Source organism: Kitasatospora sp. NPDC058170 (assembly GCF_042883905.1).
Taxonomy (GTDB): domain Bacteria; phylum Actinomycetota; class Actinomycetes; order Streptomycetales; family Streptomycetaceae; genus Kitasatospora.
Map to the genome: position 1 here is coordinate 398,348 of NZ_JBHVUV010000001.1, position 16,330 is coordinate 414,677.

17 protein-coding genes are annotated in these 16,330 nt (G+C 72.4%); 8 read left to right on the plus strand and 9 right to left on the minus strand.

From position 1 onward, the window contains the following. The first annotated feature begins 68 nt into the window (after positions 1 to 68). The gene (locus tag ACFVVX_RS01815) at positions 69 to 722 is read left to right on the plus strand and encodes a TetR/AcrR family transcriptional regulator C-terminal domain-containing protein (protein WP_387940248.1); all 654 of its coding nucleotides are present in this window, start codon (positions 69 to 71) and stop codon (positions 720 to 722) included. 322 nt (positions 723 to 1,044) lie between these two features. After that, entirely contained in the window at positions 1,045 to 1,458 is a 414-nt protein-coding gene (locus tag ACFVVX_RS01820) for a hypothetical protein (protein ID WP_387940250.1), read from the plus strand. An 83-nt stretch (positions 1,459 to 1,541) separates the two neighbouring features. Here ACFVVX_RS01820 and ACFVVX_RS01825 read toward each other — a convergent pair whose 3' ends face one another. The 3 genes from ACFVVX_RS01825 to ACFVVX_RS01835 all read right to left on the minus strand — a co-directional run bounded on the left by ACFVVX_RS01825 (position 1,542) and on the right by ACFVVX_RS01835 (position 3,458). Beyond that, positions 1,542 to 2,144, minus strand: coding sequence for a DUF6891 domain-containing protein (locus ACFVVX_RS01825; RefSeq protein ID WP_387940252.1), 603 nt, complete (start codon positions 2,142 to 2,144; stop codon positions 1,542 to 1,544). Positions 2,145 to 2,251: 107 nt separating this feature from the next. After that, complete coding sequence (locus ACFVVX_RS01830; RefSeq protein ID WP_387940254.1) at positions 2,252 to 2,797, minus strand: FHA domain-containing protein; 546 nt, start codon at positions 2,795 to 2,797, stop codon at positions 2,252 to 2,254. A 106-nt stretch (positions 2,798 to 2,903) separates the two neighbouring features. Next, the gene (locus ACFVVX_RS01835) at positions 2,904 to 3,458 is read right to left on the minus strand and encodes a DUF1697 domain-containing protein (RefSeq protein ID WP_387940256.1); all 555 of its coding nucleotides are present in this window, start codon (positions 3,456 to 3,458) and stop codon (positions 2,904 to 2,906) included. Between the two features lie 77 nt (positions 3,459 to 3,535). On the opposite strand from ACFVVX_RS01835, the gene ACFVVX_RS01840 reads away from it, so the two are divergent. Next, entirely contained in the window at positions 3,536 to 4,006 is a 471-nt protein-coding gene (locus ACFVVX_RS01840; RefSeq protein WP_387940258.1) for a pyridoxamine 5'-phosphate oxidase family protein, read from the plus strand. A 33-nt stretch (positions 4,007 to 4,039) separates the two neighbouring features. Here the strand turns inward: ACFVVX_RS01840 and ACFVVX_RS01845 are convergent, their stop codons facing one another. Next, positions 4,040 to 4,396 carry an arsenate reductase family protein gene (locus ACFVVX_RS01845; protein ID WP_387940260.1) on the minus strand — a complete coding sequence of 119 codons (357 nt, stop codon included), beginning with the start codon at positions 4,394 to 4,396 and terminating at the stop codon, positions 4,040 to 4,042. A 232-nt stretch (positions 4,397 to 4,628) separates the two neighbouring features. On the opposite strand from ACFVVX_RS01845, the gene ACFVVX_RS01850 reads away from it, so the two are divergent. Further along, entirely contained in the window at positions 4,629 to 5,672 is a 1,044-nt protein-coding gene (locus ACFVVX_RS01850) for a PP2C family protein-serine/threonine phosphatase (protein WP_387940262.1), read from the plus strand. Here the strand turns inward: ACFVVX_RS01850 and ACFVVX_RS01855 are convergent. Continuing rightward, positions 5,659 to 6,126 carry an Lrp/AsnC family transcriptional regulator gene (locus tag ACFVVX_RS01855; RefSeq protein ID WP_387940264.1) on the minus strand — a complete coding sequence of 156 codons (468 nt, stop codon included), beginning with the start codon at positions 6,124 to 6,126 and terminating at the stop codon, positions 5,659 to 5,661. The genes ACFVVX_RS01850 and ACFVVX_RS01855 overlap by 14 nt on opposite strands. 94 nt (positions 6,127 to 6,220) lie before the next feature. Between ACFVVX_RS01855 and ACFVVX_RS01860 the strand changes: the two genes are divergently transcribed. Then, complete coding sequence (locus ACFVVX_RS01860; RefSeq protein ID WP_387940266.1) at positions 6,221 to 7,087, plus strand: LLM class flavin-dependent oxidoreductase; 867 nt, start codon at positions 6,221 to 6,223, stop codon at positions 7,085 to 7,087. Next, positions 7,084 to 7,512: a nucleoside deaminase gene (locus ACFVVX_RS01865; RefSeq protein WP_387940268.1), complete on the plus strand. Its 429-nt coding sequence runs from the start codon at positions 7,084 to 7,086 to the stop codon at positions 7,510 to 7,512. The genes ACFVVX_RS01860 and ACFVVX_RS01865 overlap by 4 nt, the downstream gene beginning before the upstream one ends. 107 nt (positions 7,513 to 7,619) lie before the next feature. Here the strand turns inward: ACFVVX_RS01865 and ACFVVX_RS01870 are convergent, their stop codons facing one another. After that, positions 7,620 to 9,191 (minus strand): FAD-dependent oxidoreductase, encoded by a 1,572-nt coding sequence (locus ACFVVX_RS01870; protein ID WP_387940270.1) that lies wholly within the window; start codon positions 9,189 to 9,191, stop codon positions 7,620 to 7,622. Between the two features lie 456 nt (positions 9,192 to 9,647). Here ACFVVX_RS01870 and ACFVVX_RS01875 point away from each other — a divergent pair, with 456 nt between their 5' ends. After that, on the plus strand, positions 9,648 to 12,830 hold the full coding sequence (locus tag ACFVVX_RS01875; protein WP_387940272.1) for a BTAD domain-containing putative transcriptional regulator: 3,183 nt from the start codon (positions 9,648 to 9,650) through the stop codon (positions 12,828 to 12,830). A 149-nt stretch (positions 12,831 to 12,979) separates the two neighbouring features. Here ACFVVX_RS01875 and glnA read toward each other — a convergent pair whose 3' ends face one another. Further along, positions 12,980 to 14,392: a type I glutamate--ammonia ligase gene (glnA, locus tag ACFVVX_RS01880; protein WP_387940274.1), complete on the minus strand. Its 1,413-nt coding sequence runs from the start codon at positions 14,390 to 14,392 to the stop codon at positions 12,980 to 12,982. Positions 14,393 to 14,657: 265 nt separating this feature from the next. Between glnA and ACFVVX_RS01885 the strand changes: the two genes are divergently transcribed. Then, positions 14,658 to 15,125: an RDD family protein gene (locus ACFVVX_RS01885; protein ID WP_387940276.1), complete on the plus strand. Its 468-nt coding sequence runs from the start codon at positions 14,658 to 14,660 to the stop codon at positions 15,123 to 15,125. A gap of 135 nt (positions 15,126 to 15,260) precedes the next feature. Here ACFVVX_RS01885 and ACFVVX_RS01890 read toward each other — a convergent pair whose 3' ends face one another. Next, complete coding sequence (locus tag ACFVVX_RS01890) at positions 15,261 to 15,959, minus strand: DUF4191 domain-containing protein (RefSeq protein WP_387940278.1); 699 nt, start codon at positions 15,957 to 15,959, stop codon at positions 15,261 to 15,263. A 109-nt stretch (positions 15,960 to 16,068) separates the two neighbouring features. Further along, on the minus strand, positions 16,069 to 16,254 hold the full coding sequence (locus ACFVVX_RS01895; protein WP_387940280.1) for a hypothetical protein: 186 nt from the start codon (positions 16,252 to 16,254) through the stop codon (positions 16,069 to 16,071). Between the last annotated feature and the right edge of the window lie 76 nt (positions 16,255 to 16,330).

Consider the following 16,330-nt stretch of genomic DNA (forward strand, 5'->3'; position numbering starts at 1 on the left):
GGGCTTAACGGTGTTAAATTGTCAAGGCGAAGGGGACGGGGGAGTCGACACCCACAGGAAAGGCCGGTATGCCACCCAAGCTGGACCGCGCGCAGGTCGTCGGCACGGCCCTGCGCCTGCTCGACGAGACCGGGCTCGACGGCCTCACCCTGCGGCGGATCGCCACCGAACTGGACGTCAAGGCACCCGCGTTGTACTGGCACTTCGCCAACAAGCAGGCGCTGCTGGACGAGATGGCCACCGAGATGCTCCGCCGGATGACCGCCGGGCCGATCACTCCGCCGGCGTCCTGGCAGGAGGCGCTCACCACCACCTGTCGTACGCTGCGCGGCGCCCTGCTGGGCTACCGCGACGGCGCCAAGGTCTTCAGCGGCACCCGCCTCACGGACCAGGGCCACACCGAGGGCCAGCACGTGATGCTGGCCGCCTTCACCCGGGCCGGCTTCGAACTCGCCGACGCCGTGCAGGCCTACACCACCGGGTACGCGTACACCATCGGCTTCGTCATCGAGGAGCAGGCCGTCCACCCCCGGCCCGGCGAGCGCGCCCCCGGCTACGACCCCGAACAGCGCGCCGCGGGCATCGACCCCGCACACGAACTCGCCGCCGCGGCCGGACGGGACCTCTTCGGAGACTACGAGCGGCGCTTCGAGCGAGGTCTCGCCATCGTCGTGGCCGGCGTCGAGCGGGTCCTCGGGCAGTCAACGGCCTTGAACCCTTAGGGGTCCGTCTTCGAACTCCCGCCTGCTTGGCGACGCCCGGGCACGCACCTCGCCGCGTTGTCGTCAGTCGCCAATGGCCCCCAGCCTCCGGCCGGGAGGTGCCCCCACCGCAGTGGCTCCCTCCTCCGCCTTGCGATGCACGCACCCGAACGCCGCCAAGCCCGCCCTCCGGGCGAACGACGGGAGTTCGAAGACGGACCCCTAGGGGATTGGACCCACTCGCCTCGGGGTCGCGGCGGCCCGCCCGCTCCGGGCCGGGCCAGGGGGCGGGTACCGCCCGGGGCCGATGGCCCGGCGCGCACGGCCGCCTACCGTCGGTGCCATGACCACAACGACCGCTCCGCGCCCGGCCCGAGACCCGGCCGGCCCCCCTGTCCGCACCGCCCGCGCCCGGACCGCCCGCACCGCACTGCTCGCGGCCGGCGCCGTACTCCTGCTCACCACCGGGCTCGCCGCCTGCAAGGCCGGCGCCACCCTCTGCACCGAGGACGACAGCTGCGATGTCGTCGTCCGGACCGACGGTGCGGACGCCTCCAACACCGTGGAGGTCTTCGGCAGCGACCGGACCGTGAAACTGACCGTCAGTCACATCACCGACACCTCGGCCGAGGTGAAGCTCGGCGGGGAGACCAGGACCCTCACCGAGAAGACCGAGGCCACCATCGGCCAGACGAAGATCACCCTGCGCAAGGCCGTCGCGGGCGACCACTACGCCGAACTCCACGTCAGCCGCTGACCGGCCACCGCGCCCCGGCGCACCGAGGCCTCCGGCGCCGCACCGAGGTCTTCGACCGCGCCGACTCCCTGTCCGCGTACCGACTACTCCGGCAGGCGGTTGAGCCAGGTCAGCGGCGTGACGGTGATCGCCTGGCCCGGCGATCCGTCCCACTCCACCGACAGGCCGACCGCCTCCAGCGCCGCCACCACCTCGCGGCCGATCAGCACCGTCCGGAGCTCCGCCTCTGCCGTCGACTCCGCGGGCTCGCCGTCCGCCCGGAACCCGCCGTACCGCAGCGTCAGACCGCCCCCGGCGGCCGCCCGCTCGGTGTCCTGCTCATGGAAGAAGACGAAGCCGCGGGAGTCCGCGTCGGCCTCGCCGCCGATCTCCGCGTATCCGCAACCGCCGCAGCAGGTGAAGTCCATCGCCGCGACGATGTCCTGCTCCTCCAGCGCGTCGAAGGCCTCCTCCAGGCGGTCCACGTCCGTGGTCCGCGGCCAGGACGCCTGCTCGGCCAGCCGCTCCTGCCACAGCGGCGCGATGAGCCGGCCCGCCTGCTCCTCCGTCAGCCCCTGGTCGTCGAACTCGTCGGCCAGGGACTCGGCTATCTCGTCCGACTCCTGGAAGCCGCACCGGATCAACTCGCGGGCACGCTCACGGGCATCGCGCAGTACAGCGGGGGCGAGATCGGTCTCCTGGTTCATGGTCGAATCCTCGCACCCGCCACCGACAACCCCGCCACCGGCAGCCGAGCTGTCCACCGCCGCCCTCGGCCCGGGGTGAGCCGGACTTCGGGCGAGCCGGACCTCCCTCAGCCCGGGGCGAGCCGGAACTCCAGGTTGCCGAACCGCACCTGGTCGCCCGGCCGCACCCGCACCCCGCCCGCGATCCGACGGCCGTTCACATGCGTGCCGTTGGTCGACCCCAGGTCGTACAGCACCCAGCCCGCGCCCTCGTGCCGCAACTCGGCGTGCTGGCGCGACACCGAGGAATCGTGCAGCCGCAGCCCGGAGCCGGGGATCCGGCCGATCGTCAGCTTCCCCGCGCCCTCGTGCGGCAGGCTCAGCCCCGGCAGCCGCTCCGCCCGCCAGGCCCCGCGCAGCCGCACCCCGAACGCCGATACCTGACCCACCGTCCGCAGCAGGAACCGCCCGACCGGGTTCCCGGCCGGCAGGTCCGCCATCGCCGCGTCCAACTCGGCCCTGCTGTTGGCGTGCAGCACGACGTCCATCCGCCCGAGGAAGGTCTCGTGCGACAGCCGTCCGCTGCCCGCCCCCTCCCGCAGCACCCCGAGAGCCTGCTCCCGCTCGGCCTCGGACGGCCGGACCACATACGTCCGGATCTCAGGTGACGTCATGGCCTGATTGTCGGCTCACCCGCACCCGCCTGTCCAGGATCCGGTACCCGCCGGACGGCGGCGAACCCGCCGCCTGCACCGGGCCGCGGCGGCGGGTGGCGCGGAGTCAGGACTTCCTGGCGGCCGCCAGGATCTTGGCCGTGGTGTGCAGGAAGCGCGAGGTGCACTGCCCCGGGTAGGACTTGCCGAAGACGTCCGCCGGGTTGGTGTTCATCCGCCCGCCCCGCAGGTGGATCACCACGTAGGCGGTGCCGGGGTCGGCGCCGATGATCTCGAAGTCGCCCTTCTCGGATGTCCGCGGGACCGGGTAGCCGTCCGGCAGCGGCTCGGAGAGGAAGACCACCATCAGCCGGACGTCCGGCGTCGCCTCGATCCCCGCGAACGGCTCGGCCGCCAGCAGCGCCTCGACCTCGTCGGGGGTGCGCAGCATGACGGGCACCGGGAAGCCCAGCGCCTCGGCCAGGTGCCCTTCGATCCGCCGGGCGAGGGCGTCCCGGTCCGCCTCCTCGGTGGTGAAGAAGACGTTGCCGCTCTGGATGTAGGAGCGCACGCCGCCCAGGCCCAGCTCGGCGAAGAGGGCGCGCAGCCGCTCCATCCGCACCGTGCGCCCGCCGACGTTGACGGCCCGCAGGAACGCGATGTACTCGGTCGTGGTGGTCACGCGTCCAGTCTGGCACCGGGCGCCGACAACGCCCCGGCCTCACCGGGATCGCCGGTGCCCGGTGCCAGACTGGCGCCATGGCTACCTGGCAGGATTTCGAGCACGCGGCACCGGATCTGGCCCCCGCCGTACGGGCCCGTTTCGAGGCGAACAAGCACCACGTCCTGGCGACGCTGCGCAGGGACGGTTCACCGCGGGTGAGCGGCACCGAGGTCGACTTCATCGGCGCCGACCTCACCATCGGGTCGATGGAGGGGGCGATGAAGGCCCGCGACCTCCAGCGGGACGCCCGCTTCGCCCTGCACGCCCACCCGGGCGACGAGACGATGGAGGGCGGGGACTCGAAGATCTCGGGCCGGGCCGTCGAGATCACCGACGAGGTCGAACTGGCGGCCTGGGTCGCGGACCTGCCGCAGCCGCCGCCCGGCCCGTTCCACGCCTTCCGGCTGGAGCTGGAGCAGGTGGTGCACACCACCGTGGGCGACGACCACCTGTGGATCACGTCCTGGCGTCCGGGCGAGCCGGTCCGGCGGATCCGGCGACTGTGAGCCGCCGGTCCGCCGCGGCCGCCCGCAGCGGTGCTACGGCAGGACGGACTTGAGCGCCTCGGGGGTCCGGGCGACGACGGCGTGGCCGTCGTCCGCGGTGATGATCGGGCGCTGGATCAGGATCGGGTGGTCGGCCATCGCCTTGATCCAGCGGGCCCGGTCGCCCGGCTCCCGGGTCCACTTCTTCATCCCGAGGTCCTGGGCGGACTTCTCGTCCAGCCGGGTGATGTCCCACGGCTCCAGCCCGAGCCGCTCCAGGACCTGCTCCAGCTCGACGGCGGTCGGCGGGTCCTCCAGGTAGCGCCGCACGGTGTACTCGGCGCCCGCGCCCTCCAGGGCCCCGAGCGCCGTTCGGCACTTCCCGCAGCGCGGGTTGATCCAGATCTCCATGCCGCCAGGGTACCGACCCCGCCTGCCGGCGCCCCGTTTCCCCGTTCGGAGGGCGAGGGCGAGGACGGGGGCGATGGCGAGGCCGGGGACGGGGACGAGGGCGAGGGGCCGAACCTCCGGTGGTGGGGGAGCATGGAAGGACGAGCCGCTCGTCCAGGAGCCGGCCGGCCAGGAGGTTCCCACCGTGCCCGCAGCACCCCGCCCGCCGCACCCGGTGGCCGTGGAACCGAGGATGCCGGGTTGGGTCCCCTGGCTGCCCGTGGTGCTGGTGGTGCTCGACCTGGTGTCCGAGGCGGTCGTCCCGGACGCGGTGGCGGCCGGCTTCCTGCTGACGGCGCTGCCGGTGGTGGTGGCGTTCAGCTACGGCCCGGTGGTGACGGCCCTCGCGACCGGGGGCGCGCTCGGGCTCCAGCTCGCCCTGGCCGTGCGCGCCGGGCACCTCTCCGAGCAGCACCACGTCTGGGTCTACGTCTCCACCCTGCTGGCCGGGGTGATGGGCACCGCCCTGTCCTGGCAGCGGGTCCACCAGAACCGCAACCTGCTGCACGCCCGCACGGTCGCCGAGACCCTACAGCGCACGGTGCTGCGCCCGGTCCCGGAACGGGTCGGCGGACTTCGGGTGGCCGGGCTCTACCGCTCGGCGCAGGCGGAGGTGCTGGTCGGCGGGGACCTGTACGAGGTGTGCGACACCCGGTTCGGGGTGCGGGTGCTGCTCGGCGACGTCCGGGGCAAGGGCCTCGGCGCGGTCCGGACGGTCGCGGACGTGCTCGGAGCCTTCCGGGCCACCGCCCACGACACCGCCGACCTGGTCGAGATGGCCGAGCAGCTGGACCGCGCGGTGCTGCGCGACGCGGCGGACCGGGGCGACCAGGAGCTGTTCGTCACCGCCGTGCTGGTCCAGCACCGGCCCGGCTCGGACCACGTGGAGATCGTCAACCGGGGCCACGTCACCCCGCTGCTGCTCGCCGGCCGCACCGTCGCCGCGGTGGACTGCCCGGACGAGCTGCCGCTGGGCCTGGGCCACCTCACCGCAGGGGAGCCGTGCGCCCGACCGGCCCACACCGCCCTGCTGCCCGGCCACACCCTGCTGCTGTACACCGACGGCGTCAGCGAGGCCCGCGACGCCTCCGGCGCCTTCTACCCGCTGGCCCGCCGGCTGGCCGCCCTCGGCACCACCGCCCCGGACCGCGTGGTCTCCTTCCTCGCCCAGGACGTCCACGAGTACGCGGGCCTGCTCGCCGACGACCTCGCGGTCCTCGCCCTCACCCCGGCGTAGGGCTCGCCACCGGCTCCCGCGGGCCGCGCAGCGGCAGCGTCCGGCTGAGCACGAGGTTGGTGGTCGTGCTCCCGAACTGGGCCAGCGCGTCGACGAGTTCCTCCAGGTGGCCCATCGAGGTGGCCGCCACCTTCAGGACGTAGCAGTCGTCCCCGGTGGTGCGCACGCACTCCAGGATCTCGGTGCGCTCCCCGAGCAGCCGGCGCAGCGGCTCGTGCCGGGTCCCCGGGTACTTCAGCCGGACCACCGCCAGCAGCCCGTACCCGGTCCGCTCCGGATCCACCTCCGCCCGGTACCCGGTGATCACCCCGGTCGCCTCCAGCCGGCGCACCCGCTCCGTGGTGGCCGAGGCGCTCAGGTTCACCCGTCGCGCCAACTCCGTGAACGCGATCCGGCCGTCCCGCTGGAGCTCGTCCAGGATCGCCCAGTCCGTCGGGTCAAGACTCTCGGTCATCCGCCCAGATTACCGGGGGATCCACGGCCGAACCGCCTCTGAACAGGGGGGAATCCCTTCTGGCGACCGGTGTCGGCTGACTAGCCTGGGCGCTGTGAAGATCGGAGTCAACGTCCTCAATTTCGGCCCCGGCACCGACCCGGGGGTCCTGCGCGACTGGGCCCGGACCGTGGAGGGTCTGGGCTTCGACCTGCTGATGGTCTCGGACCACATCGCCATCACGCCCGATGTCGCCGAGCGCTATCCGGCACCCTTCTACGAACCTTTCACCACGCTGTCCTGGCTGGCCGGCCTCACCACCCGGATCCGGCTCGGCACGACGGTCCTCATCGCCCCCTACCGGCACCCGCTGCTCACCGCGCGGATGGCCGCCAACCTGGACCAGCTGAGCGGCGGCCGACTGGTCCTCGGGGTGGGGGTGGGCTGGGCCCGGCAGGAGTTCGCCGCCCTCGGCATCCCCTTCGAGCGGCGCGGACGGCTGACCGACGACCACTTGGCGGCGATCCGGGCGGCCTGGGCCGACACCGACGCCTACGGCGGCGGGCGGATCCCGCTGTGGGTCGGCGGCAACAGCGACGCGGGCCTGCGCCGCGCCGTCCGGCTCGGGGACGCCTGGCACCCGCTGCGCCGCACCATGCCGTGGCTGCGCGAGGCCGCCGGCCGGCTGACGGCCACCGCGGCCGAACTCGGCCTCCCCGCGCCCGCCCTGGCCCCCCGGACCGCCCTGCGGCTCAGCGCGGAGCCGGTCGACGGACCGGACCGCCTCGCCGGGGAGGGCACGATCGACCAGGTCATCGCGGACCTCGACCAACTCCGGCGGCTGGGCGCCGAGTCCGTCATCCTCGACCCCTACGGCGGCGACCCGCGCGAGACCGAGCACCCGCAGGCGGCCTGGCAGGCGCTCGCGGCGGTGGCCGCGCGCCTCGACCTGTCGTCAAGCATCCGAACGGAGCAGTCATGACCACACCCGACGACCACGCCCTCCTCCGCCGGGCCATCGCCCTCGCGGCCAGGGCCCGGGAGGGCGGCGACCCGCCGTTCGGATCGCTGCTGGCGGCACCGGACGGCACGGTCCTGGCCGAGGAGTACAACACGACCCTCACCGACCGGGACATCACCGCGCACCCGGAGCTGAAGCTGGCGAGGTGGGCCGCACGCGAGCTGGACCGGGCCACGGCGGCGCGGACCACGATGTACACCAGCTGCCGGCCCTGCACGATGTGCGAGGCGGTCATCCAGCGCGCGGGCCTGGGCCGCGTGGTCTTCGCCCTGTCCGACGAACAGCTCCTGGACATCCGCCCGGCCGCCGACCTGCCCCCCGTCCCCCAGACCGGCCCCGCCCTCCTCGCCGAGGTCCGCGCCGTCGTCGAGCCCTACTACCGCTGACCGCCCGCGCGCCCGACCCCGCCCGCGCCGGAACGCACCCCGGGCCCCGCCGCGCTCTCCCAGAGCGCGCGGCGGGGCCCAGCGGTCTCAAGCGGCCCGACGGCGCGTCAGCGCTCGCCCGTCCGACGCGGAGGTCGTGGTTCTGCTCGAACATGCCCCTGACCTGCGGAACGCGCAAACCACCGGTCAGCGGCGTGCCGGAACCCTGCGTGGTCGGGATCGAGGCCGTCTGCCCAGGCGACGACGCCGTCGGGGCGGACGAGGAGGGCGCCGCAGCCCAGCTCGTCCCTCGCCGAGCCCGACACGTACCGGATCAGGTCCTCCCGGCCGGCTGTCGCGCCGGCGAGCCGCCCACCGGGGGTGAAGTCGACGGCGATGCCGTGCCCGTCCCGCATGAGATCGCTCAGGCGCGTCCCGTCCGTGAAGTGGAAGTCGGGGGCGTTGCGGCCGACCAGGGGATGTGCGCTGCCGAGGTCGTAGCGGTGGGAGGAGCCCGAGGTCCGGTGGTAGACGTAGGTCGTTCCGTCCCGGGTGCCCAGCACGTCGCGGACCAGGGCCTGGACGGCCTGGGCGTGCGGGTCGGGCTTCATGACCGCGCTCTGGGCGCGCGTCCAGTCGAGGATCCGGGAGCCGACCGGATGGCGCTCCTGGGTGTAGGAGTCGAGCAGGTCGCCGGGGGCGTGTCCGTGGACGGTCGCGGCGAGCTTCCACCCCAGGTTGACGGCATCACCGATGCCGGTGTTGAGCCCCTGCGCGCCGAGAGGTGAGTGGATGTGTGCGGCGTCTCCGGCCAGCAGGACCCGCCCTCGGCGGTAGGAGGTAGTCTGCATCGCCCGGTCGGTGAAGGTGGAGACGAGCTGGACGCCGCTGAGCGTGACATCGGTGCCGGACACGCGGCGCAGCACCGTCTGCAGGTGTTCGCGGGTGGGCCGCTGTGACCGGTCGAAGGAGCCGCCGTCGCAGTCCAGCATGCCGATGTGCCCGGGGGTGGGCATCTGCAGGTACATACCGGTCGGCGTCAGGGTGAACCCGGGCCGCAGCTTGTCGGGGTCGGCGACGGTGGCGAGCATGGTGTAGCCGGTGAACAGCGGCTCGGTGCCGGTGAACTCGAAGCCCGCGAGGCCGCGCACCGTGCTGCGTCCGCCGTCGCAGCCGACGAGCCAGCGCGCCGCGTACTCGTCCTCTCCGGCCTGTACGAGGACGCCCTCCGCGTCCTGTCGCAGTCCCGTGACCCGCGTTCCGCGGCGGATCTCCACCCCGGCCCTGACTGCCTGCTCGGCCAGCACCGTCTCGACCGCTTCGCTGCTGGTCATCATGTCCTCCGACACGGGGCCGGGAAGCCGGTACGGCAGGGCGTCGGCATCGATGTCGGCGGGGTCGAGCATCATGCCGGCGAAGTGGCTCACACTGCGTGGCGCCGGCGCCACCCGTGCCTCGGGGTCCGCACTGCCGTAGCCGTGGGCGCCCGACGCGGTCAGGAGCGGCTGCAGCATCCCGCGGCGGTGGAACACCTCGACCGAGGCGGCGGACAGGCCCCGCATTCCGAGCGGAAGCGTCTTCCAGGAGGTGCCCGCCGCCGCCTCCTGCTCCAGGACCAGGACGTCGCAGCCCGCGAGACCGAGCTCGCAGGCCAGAAGCAGTCCGACGGGGCCTGCGCCCGCGATCACTACGTCATGCATGAGACTTTCCGTTCTTCTCCATGGTCACCGGGTGGGCGGGCGTCACTGGAACAGGGTCAGGTCGGTGGAGCCGCCCAGGGCCCGGCGGTGCCGGTGCTTCCAGTCATCGCGTCTCTCCGGCTTCGGGTGCGAGCAGTCCTGGTGTCAGCTGCGCGAACGTGGTGTCCGCCGCAGCACCCACACACTCGCCCGGGCCGCTCACAGGGGGCGCACACGGCGCTGACACCACGCCTCACACGGATCGGCCTGCGTGTGCACGGCCGTGTCAGCGCCGTGCACACGCCCGCCACCCGGCCGTGTGGCGGCTGTCCGGCGGCTGGAGCGCCACGGTGGCGGTGCCCGCATTTGGCCATCCGGCTGCGCTCGCGCAAAGATCGGCCCATGGATGGGGATGCGCGGCCTCGCATCACGTTGCTCGGTACGTTCCAGGCATCTCGGGGTGGTACCGCCCTGCCCGTGTCCGGGCCCCGCCTCCAGGGGCTGGTCGTACGTCTCGCGCTCGCCGGTGGGCGCGCCGTCACGCAGAGCACCCTCATCGACGCGATCTGGCCGGAGAACCCTCCGGCCGATCCCGCACATGCCCTGCAGGCCCTCGTGTCGCGACTTCGCCGTGCATTCGGCTCCTCCACCGCCGTCACACAGGCCGCAGGCGGCTACCGGCTGGACGTGTCCGCAGGCGACGTGGACGCGCTGCTCTTCGAGCGACTCGCCGCAGCCGGCCGGGAGCGTCTGCGCGCCGGTGACGCGCAGCACGCGGCTGCTCTGCTCGGTGAAGCCGTCGCCCTGTGGGTCGAGCAGCCCGGCGCCGAGCCTGCCACCGTCGTCGCGGTGGAACCCGCGGCCGCGACCCGCTTGGCCCACTCCTCGGTCGAGGCCACCGCCGACCTCGCCGACGCCGAGCTGGCCCTGGGCAACGCCGGGCAGGCAGCTGACCGCCTGACCGGCTTGCTGTCCCAGCACCCCGTCCATGAGCGCGCCGTCGCGCTGCTCATGGACGCACTCGCCTCCCAGGGCCGTCAGGCCGAGGCCCTGGCCCGCTACGAGGAGTTCCGCGAGACGCTGGCTCACGAGTTCGGCACCGATCCGGGCGTCGCGCTACGGGAACGGCACCTGCGTCTGCTGCGGGCCGAGCAGCCCGCACCCGCCGCCACTGCGCCCGGGGGAGCAGGTGGGACGCCGGGTAATCTGCCCATCCCGCTGACCAGCTTCATCGGTCGTGATGACGACCTGGCCCGGATCGACACCCTGCTCGCCGCGGGGCGGCTGGTCACCGTGCTCGGCCCCGGCGGCGCCGGCAAGACACGCCTGGCCGTCGAGGCCGCCCGCCGCCACCGCGACGCATATCGCGACGGCGCCTGGCTGATCGACCTTGCCTCGGTCACCGACCCCGGCAAGGTCGGCGGCGCTCTGCTGGCCGCGACCGGCCTGCGCGGCTCCGCGCTGTTCGACGCCTCCGCCAGGCTGCGCAGCGACCCCGCCGACGAACTCGACGTGCTGACCGGCCAGTTGGACGGCCGCGAGATTCTGCTCCTCGTCGACAACTGCGAGCACGTGATCAACGCGGCAGCACACCTCCTCTCGGCGCTGCTGGCCCGCTGCGCCGGACTGCGGGTCCTGGCCACCAGCCGAGAACCGCTGGCGATCGACGGTGAGGCACTGGTCCCGCTCGGCCCACTGGCGCTGCCCGACCCGGACACGGACGTCCAACAGGCCCGTCGCGCGGCATCGGTACGTCTGTTCACCGATCGGGCAGCCGCGGTGCGCCCCGGATTCGACATCGCCGAGCACAACCTGGCGGACGTCCTGCGCATCGTGCGCAGTCTGGACGGTCTGCCGCTCGCCCTGGAACTGGCCGCGGCCCGCCTGCGCACACTGACGCTGACCGATCTCGCCGACGGGCTGTCCGACCGCTTCCGGCTGCTCACCACCGGCAGCCGCACTGCCTTTCCACGCCACCGCACACTGCGCGGAGTCATCGCGTGGAGCTGGGACCTGCTCCCCGCGGGCGCACGGACCGTGGCAGAGCGGATCGCGGTCCTGCCCGGTGGCATCACGCCGGCTTCGGCCGCCGCCGTGTGCAGGGGAACCGCCGTACCGGTCCGCGACATCCCGGAGCTCCTCGCGGACCTGGTGGACCGGTCGTTGCTGCTGCTGTCACCCGACTCCGGTCGGCACCGGATGCTGGAGACGATCCGGGAATACGGCCTGGAGAGGCTGGCCGAGCAGAACACCCTGACCGGTGTGCGGAACCTGGCTGCCCACTACTGCGCCGACCTGGTGGCCCACTACGACCCGCTGACCCGTGGGCCCGGGCAGCTCCACGCCCTGCGCGTCCTGCGTGCCGAGCACGACAACGTGCTTGCCGCGCTGCGACACCTCTGCGACACCGGCAACGCCGACGGGGCGATCGCGCTTGCCCTCGACCTGACCTGGTACTGGCAGATGCTCGGCCGCCGGGACGACGCCGCCTACTGGCTCGGGCAGGCAGTCGCGCTCCCGGCCGACAGGCCCGGTGTCGAGCACGAGATCGCCGAAGCACTGCTGCTGCTCAACTCCCAAGCCGGTCAGAGCGAACTGTTCAGCGGCTCCTTCAAGGAAGGGAGCACCCGGCTGCGGGCCCTCACCGACCGTCTGCTGAGCCACCGCGAACTGCCCGGCTTCACCGGCGCGCTGGTCACCGTCAAACTCGCCCTCCCGCCCAGGAGACAGGTAGGTGAGGCGATCATCCAACGCCTGGCCGACGGGCCGGATGCGTGGCTGGCCGGGTACGCCCGCATCGCGCGCGCCCACGCCGCCGAGAACGAGGGCGACCTCGACCAGGCGCGCGCCGACGCGACCGCAGCCCTGGAATGCTTCACCCAGGTCGGCGACCACTGGGCACTGGCCACCGCACTACCGCTGCGCTCCCTGCTTCGTCAGTACGAGGGCGACCTCGACGGCGCACTCGACGACTTGAACGCGGCCAAGCGACTGGCGGGCGAATTCGGGGCGCTCAGCCCCAGCGACGAAATCTTCCTCGACCTGCGCCAGTTCGAGCTCCTGGTGCGACTCGACCGGACCGCGCAGGCGAGCGAGCTGATCGCCGTGACGCGGGAACGCGCGCTGCGTTCAACCCCGCCCGGGATGGCCGTCCTGCTCGACGCCCGCGAGGCCCGGCTGTTCGTACAGACGGGCAACCTGGACCGCGCACACCGTCTGATCGAGTCGGCCGAGTCCGGACTCTCCACCCGGCTTCCGCTCGACGGCGACCACGGTCGGGCCCTGATCGCGACCGCACGGGCCGAACTCTGCCTCCGACTCGCCGATGGGCCCGGTGCCGCGCACGCACTGACCCAGGCGTACACAGCCGCGGTCGACAGCCGGGACCTGCCGGTCGTGGCCACCGTGGCAGTGACCGTCGCCGGCCTCGCCGAACTCCACGGGCGACACCGCGACGCAGCCGTCACCCTCGGCGCGGCCGCCCGCCTCCGCGGCGCCCACGACCGCACCGACCCGCACATCCGCATGCTGAGCACCCGCGCCCGCACGGCGCTCGGTGACAGCGATTTCACCGAGGCGTACACAGCGGGGTGGCAACTGACCGTGACAGCCGCCTTCGCCCGCGCCGACCCGGCTTCTGTCACGCCCCCGCTGCCATAGACGGCGCGACGGGCGCACTCCCCTTTCGCACCGCGGGCCTCCGAACCTTCGACGCAAGCCCTCACATGCGCGTTTCCGCAGGTCAGCGAGGCGCCGACCTGCGGAAACGATGAGAGATCGACCTGCGTTCCCGCAGGTCGGAGAGCGTCCTACAGGTCGTAGTACAGCTCGAACTCGTGCGGGTGGGGGCGCAGGGCGATGGGGGCGATCTCGTTGGTGCGCTTGAAGTCGATCCAGGTCTCGATCAGGTCCGGGGTGAAGACGTTGCCCGCGAGCAGGTACTCGTGGTCGGCCTCCAGCGCCTCCAGGACGGCCGGGAGCGAGGACGGGACCTGCGGGACGTTGGCGTGCTCCTCGGGGGCCAGCTCGTACAGGTCCTTGTCGACCGGCTGCAGCGGCTCGATCTTGTTCTTGATGCCGTCGAGGCCGGCCATCAGCATCGCGGCGAAGGCGAGGTACGGGTTGGACGACGGGTCCGGTGCGCGGAACTCGATGCGCTTGGCCTTGGCGTTGGACCCGGTGATCGGGATCCGGATCGCGGCGGAGCGGTTGCGCTGCGAGTACACCAGGTTGACCGGGGCCTCGAAGCCCGGCACCAGGCGGTGGTAGGAGTTCACCGAGGGGTTGGTGAAGGCCAGCAGCGACGGCGCGTGCTTGAGCAGGCCGCCGATGTAGTAGCGGGCGGTGTCGGAGAGTCCGGCGTAGCCCTGCTCGTCGTAGAAGAGCGGCGAGCCCTCGGTCCACAGCGACTGGTGCACGTGCATGCCCGAGCCGTTGTCGCCGAAGATCGGCTTGGGCATGAAGGTGGCCGTCTTGCCGTTGCGCCAGGCGACGTTCTTGATGATGTACTTGAACAGCATCAGGTCGTCGGCCGCGTGCAGCAGCGTGTTGAACTTGTAGTTGATCTCCGCCTGGCCGGCGGTGCCGACCTCGTGGTGCTGGCGCTCCACCTCCAGGCCGGCCGCGGCCAGCTCCAGGGACATCTCGGCGCGCAGGTCCGCGAAGTGGTCGACCGGCGGGATCGGGAAGTACCCGCCCTTGTACTTGACCTTGTAGCCGCGGACGTCGCCCTCGGCGGAGCCGGAGTTCCAGGCGCCCGCCTCGGAGTCGATGTGGTAGTACGACGCGTTGGCGCTGGTGTCGAAGCGCACCGAGTCGAAGACGTAGAACTCGGCCTCGGGGCCGAAGAACGCGGTGTCGGCGATGCCGGAGGAGGCCAGGTAGGCCTCCGCCTTCTTGGCGACGTTGCGCGGGTCGCGGCTGTAGGCCTCGCCGGTGACCGGGTCCTGGATGAAGAAGTTGATGTTGAGGTGCTTTTCCTTGCGGAAAGGATCGAGCCGGGCCGTGGCCAGGTCCGGGACGAGTGCCATGTCGGACTCGTGGATGGCCTGGAAGCCGCGGATCGACGAACCGTCGAACATCAGGGTCTCGGACGGGTCGAAGGTCGCCGCGGGCACGGAGAAGTGCTGCATGACGCCCGGGAGATCGCAGAACCGGACGTCGATGAACTTCACATCGTTGTCCTGAATGAACTGCTTCACTTCGGCGGCGTTGTTGAACATCCATCCTCCTCGGCGTGCGAATGGGGCTCACCCTAGGAACGGGCCGTTTCCGACCGGTGACCCGGTCGTTTCCTGAATGTTAACCGCCGCCGTCGAACGGGCGGCAAAGACGTACGGTCTGGGACAAAAGGCCTCGCCCGCCCAGGCCGGGCCCGTTGAGTGGTCTGGACCACTGGGAGGGTCCGGGGAAAGCCCGGGCGACGCGGATTCACCCTCCGGGGGAGGCGGTGGCGGTCGGGCGGGCCCGCCCGGTTAGTGTGGATTCGTGGACACCAGAGAAGCGTTGGGATCGTGGATCGACGGCCCGAAGGCGGCCGCCGAGAAGATGGGCACCGACTTCGGCTACCGCGGCGAGCGCCTCGGCCTGCCCAAGGAGGGCTCCGGCTCGATCGCCGGCCCGGGCCGGCGGATCGGCGCCCTGTTCGTGGACGGCTGGCTGGTCTCCCTGGTCGCCTACGGGCTGATCGCCAAGGGCACCCCGGGCTCGGCCAACATGTGGACCACCCCGCTGTTCTTCGCCGTCACCGTGCTGCTGCTGGCCACCACGGGGACGACCGTCGGCAAGCGGCTGTTCGGCCTGCGGGTGATCCGGGTCGACGGTACCCGCGCCACCATCCCGCAGGTCCTGCTGCGCACGGTGCTGCTCTGCCTGGTGGTGCCGGCCCTGGTCTGGGACCGCGACACCCGGGGCCTGCACGACAAGGCGGTCGGCACCGTCGAGGTCCGGATCTAACGGAGTCGGGCCCCGCGCCGGCACCCGGCCCCGCGCCGGCGCCCGGAACCAGCCCCGAACCGGCACCCGAACGTCGAACGGCCCCGTCGCGGGATCTCCGCGGCGGGGCCGTTTCGTGTCAACGGGGAAGGGGGGTCAGCGGACCTGGCCGCCCTTGGGCATCCGGGCACCCTTGGGCATCGGGCCCTTGGGGATCGGCGCCTTGGAGAGCAGGTCTCCCAGGGCGCGCAGCCGGTCGTTGGTCTCGGTGACCTGCGCGGGGGTGATGGCGCGCGGCAGTCGCATCAGGTGGATCTGGAGCTTCTTCAGCGGGACCTCGCCCTCGCCGTCGCCCACCACGATGTCGTGCACCGGCACGTCGCCGACCACCCGGGCCATCTTCTTCTTCTCGGAGGCCAGCAGCTGGCGGACCCGGTTGGGGTTGCCCTCGCCGATCAGCGCGATGCCCGCCCGGCCCACCGCGCGGTAGACCGCGTCCTGGTTGCGGGTGACCGCGACCGGGGTGGAGCTGGCGCTCCAGCCTCGCCGGATGTTGTTCAGCACCGCGGCCACGGCGCCCGGCTGCCCCTCCATCTGCCCGAACGCCGCGCGTTCGGCCCGGCGCCCGAAGACGATCGCCATGGCCAGGAAGGCCACGATGAAGCCCAGGATGCCCAGGTAGATGGGGTGGTCGATTGCGAAGCCGATGGCGAGGAACACGCCGAAGGTCAGCAGGCCGACGCCGCCGATGATCAGGCCGATCTTGGTGTCGACCTTCTTGGTCATGGTGTAAGCCAGGCGGATCTGCTTCAGTCGCCCGGGGTTCTCGGATGTTTCCCTCGCCATAACGCTCATGGTACGTGCCGTAGGTGCGGGATATCCAAGCCCGGGTACCCGTTCGCCCCTAACCGTGACCCGGGTTGCCCCGTACGGGTACGCACGGTGTCCGTGGGCGGACCGGCGGTCAGCTTCGCCCGGCCTCCGCCGACCGGCCGGACGGCAGCGCGTCGCGCTCGCGGTCCGCCGCGTACCGCCGGTTCTCGCAGACCGCCGCCCAGGCGTTCCGCCGGGCCTGCCGCTGGCCGCCGGCCAGGAGCACGCTCTCGGCGAGCCGCAGCGCGCTTCCCACCGACCGGATGCCGACCTGCATGTCGAACAGCTCCCCTCATGGCGACCCGGAATCGAACGACTCCATCCTCACCACCCCGTGTTACCAGTCCGTGACC

What these genes read in the sequence shown, in the direction of transcription:
- ACFVVX_RS01815 (WP_387940248.1), top strand. Translation starts at nt 69, where the DNA reads ATGCCACCCAAGCTGGACCGCGCGCAGGTCGTCGGCACGGCCCTGCGC.
- ACFVVX_RS01840 (WP_387940258.1), top strand. Translation starts at nt 3,536, where the DNA reads ATGGCTACCTGGCAGGATTTCGAGCACGCGGCACCGGATCTGGCCCCC.
- ACFVVX_RS01830 (WP_387940254.1), bottom strand. Translation starts at nt 2,797, where the DNA reads ATGACGTCACCTGAGATCCGGACGTATGTGGTCCGGCCGTCCGAGGCC.
- ACFVVX_RS01890 (WP_387940278.1), bottom strand. Translation starts at nt 15,959, where the DNA reads ATGAGCGTTATGGCGAGGGAAACATCCGAGAACCCCGGGCGACTGAAG.
- ACFVVX_RS01820 (WP_387940250.1), top strand. Translation starts at nt 1,045, where the DNA reads ATGACCACAACGACCGCTCCGCGCCCGGCCCGAGACCCGGCCGGCCCC.
- ACFVVX_RS01865 (WP_387940268.1), top strand. Translation starts at nt 7,084, where the DNA reads ATGACCACACCCGACGACCACGCCCTCCTCCGCCGGGCCATCGCCCTC.
- ACFVVX_RS01845 (WP_387940260.1), bottom strand. Translation starts at nt 4,396, where the DNA reads ATGGAGATCTGGATCAACCCGCGCTGCGGGAAGTGCCGAACGGCGCTC.
- ACFVVX_RS01850 (WP_387940262.1), top strand. Translation starts at nt 4,629, where the DNA reads ATGCCGGGTTGGGTCCCCTGGCTGCCCGTGGTGCTGGTGGTGCTCGAC.
- ACFVVX_RS01870 (WP_387940270.1), bottom strand. Translation starts at nt 9,191, where the DNA reads ATGCATGACGTAGTGATCGCGGGCGCAGGCCCCGTCGGACTGCTTCTG.
- ACFVVX_RS01825 (WP_387940252.1), bottom strand. Translation starts at nt 2,144, where the DNA reads ATGAACCAGGAGACCGATCTCGCCCCCGCTGTACTGCGCGATGCCCGT.
- glnA (WP_387940274.1), bottom strand. Translation starts at nt 14,392, where the DNA reads ATGTTCAACAACGCCGCCGAAGTGAAGCAGTTCATTCAGGACAACGAT.
- ACFVVX_RS01855 (WP_387940264.1), bottom strand. Translation starts at nt 6,126, where the DNA reads ATGACCGAGAGTCTTGACCCGACGGACTGGGCGATCCTGGACGAGCTC.
- ACFVVX_RS01895 (WP_387940280.1), bottom strand. Translation starts at nt 16,254, where the DNA reads ATGCAGGTCGGCATCCGGTCGGTGGGAAGCGCGCTGCGGCTCGCCGAG.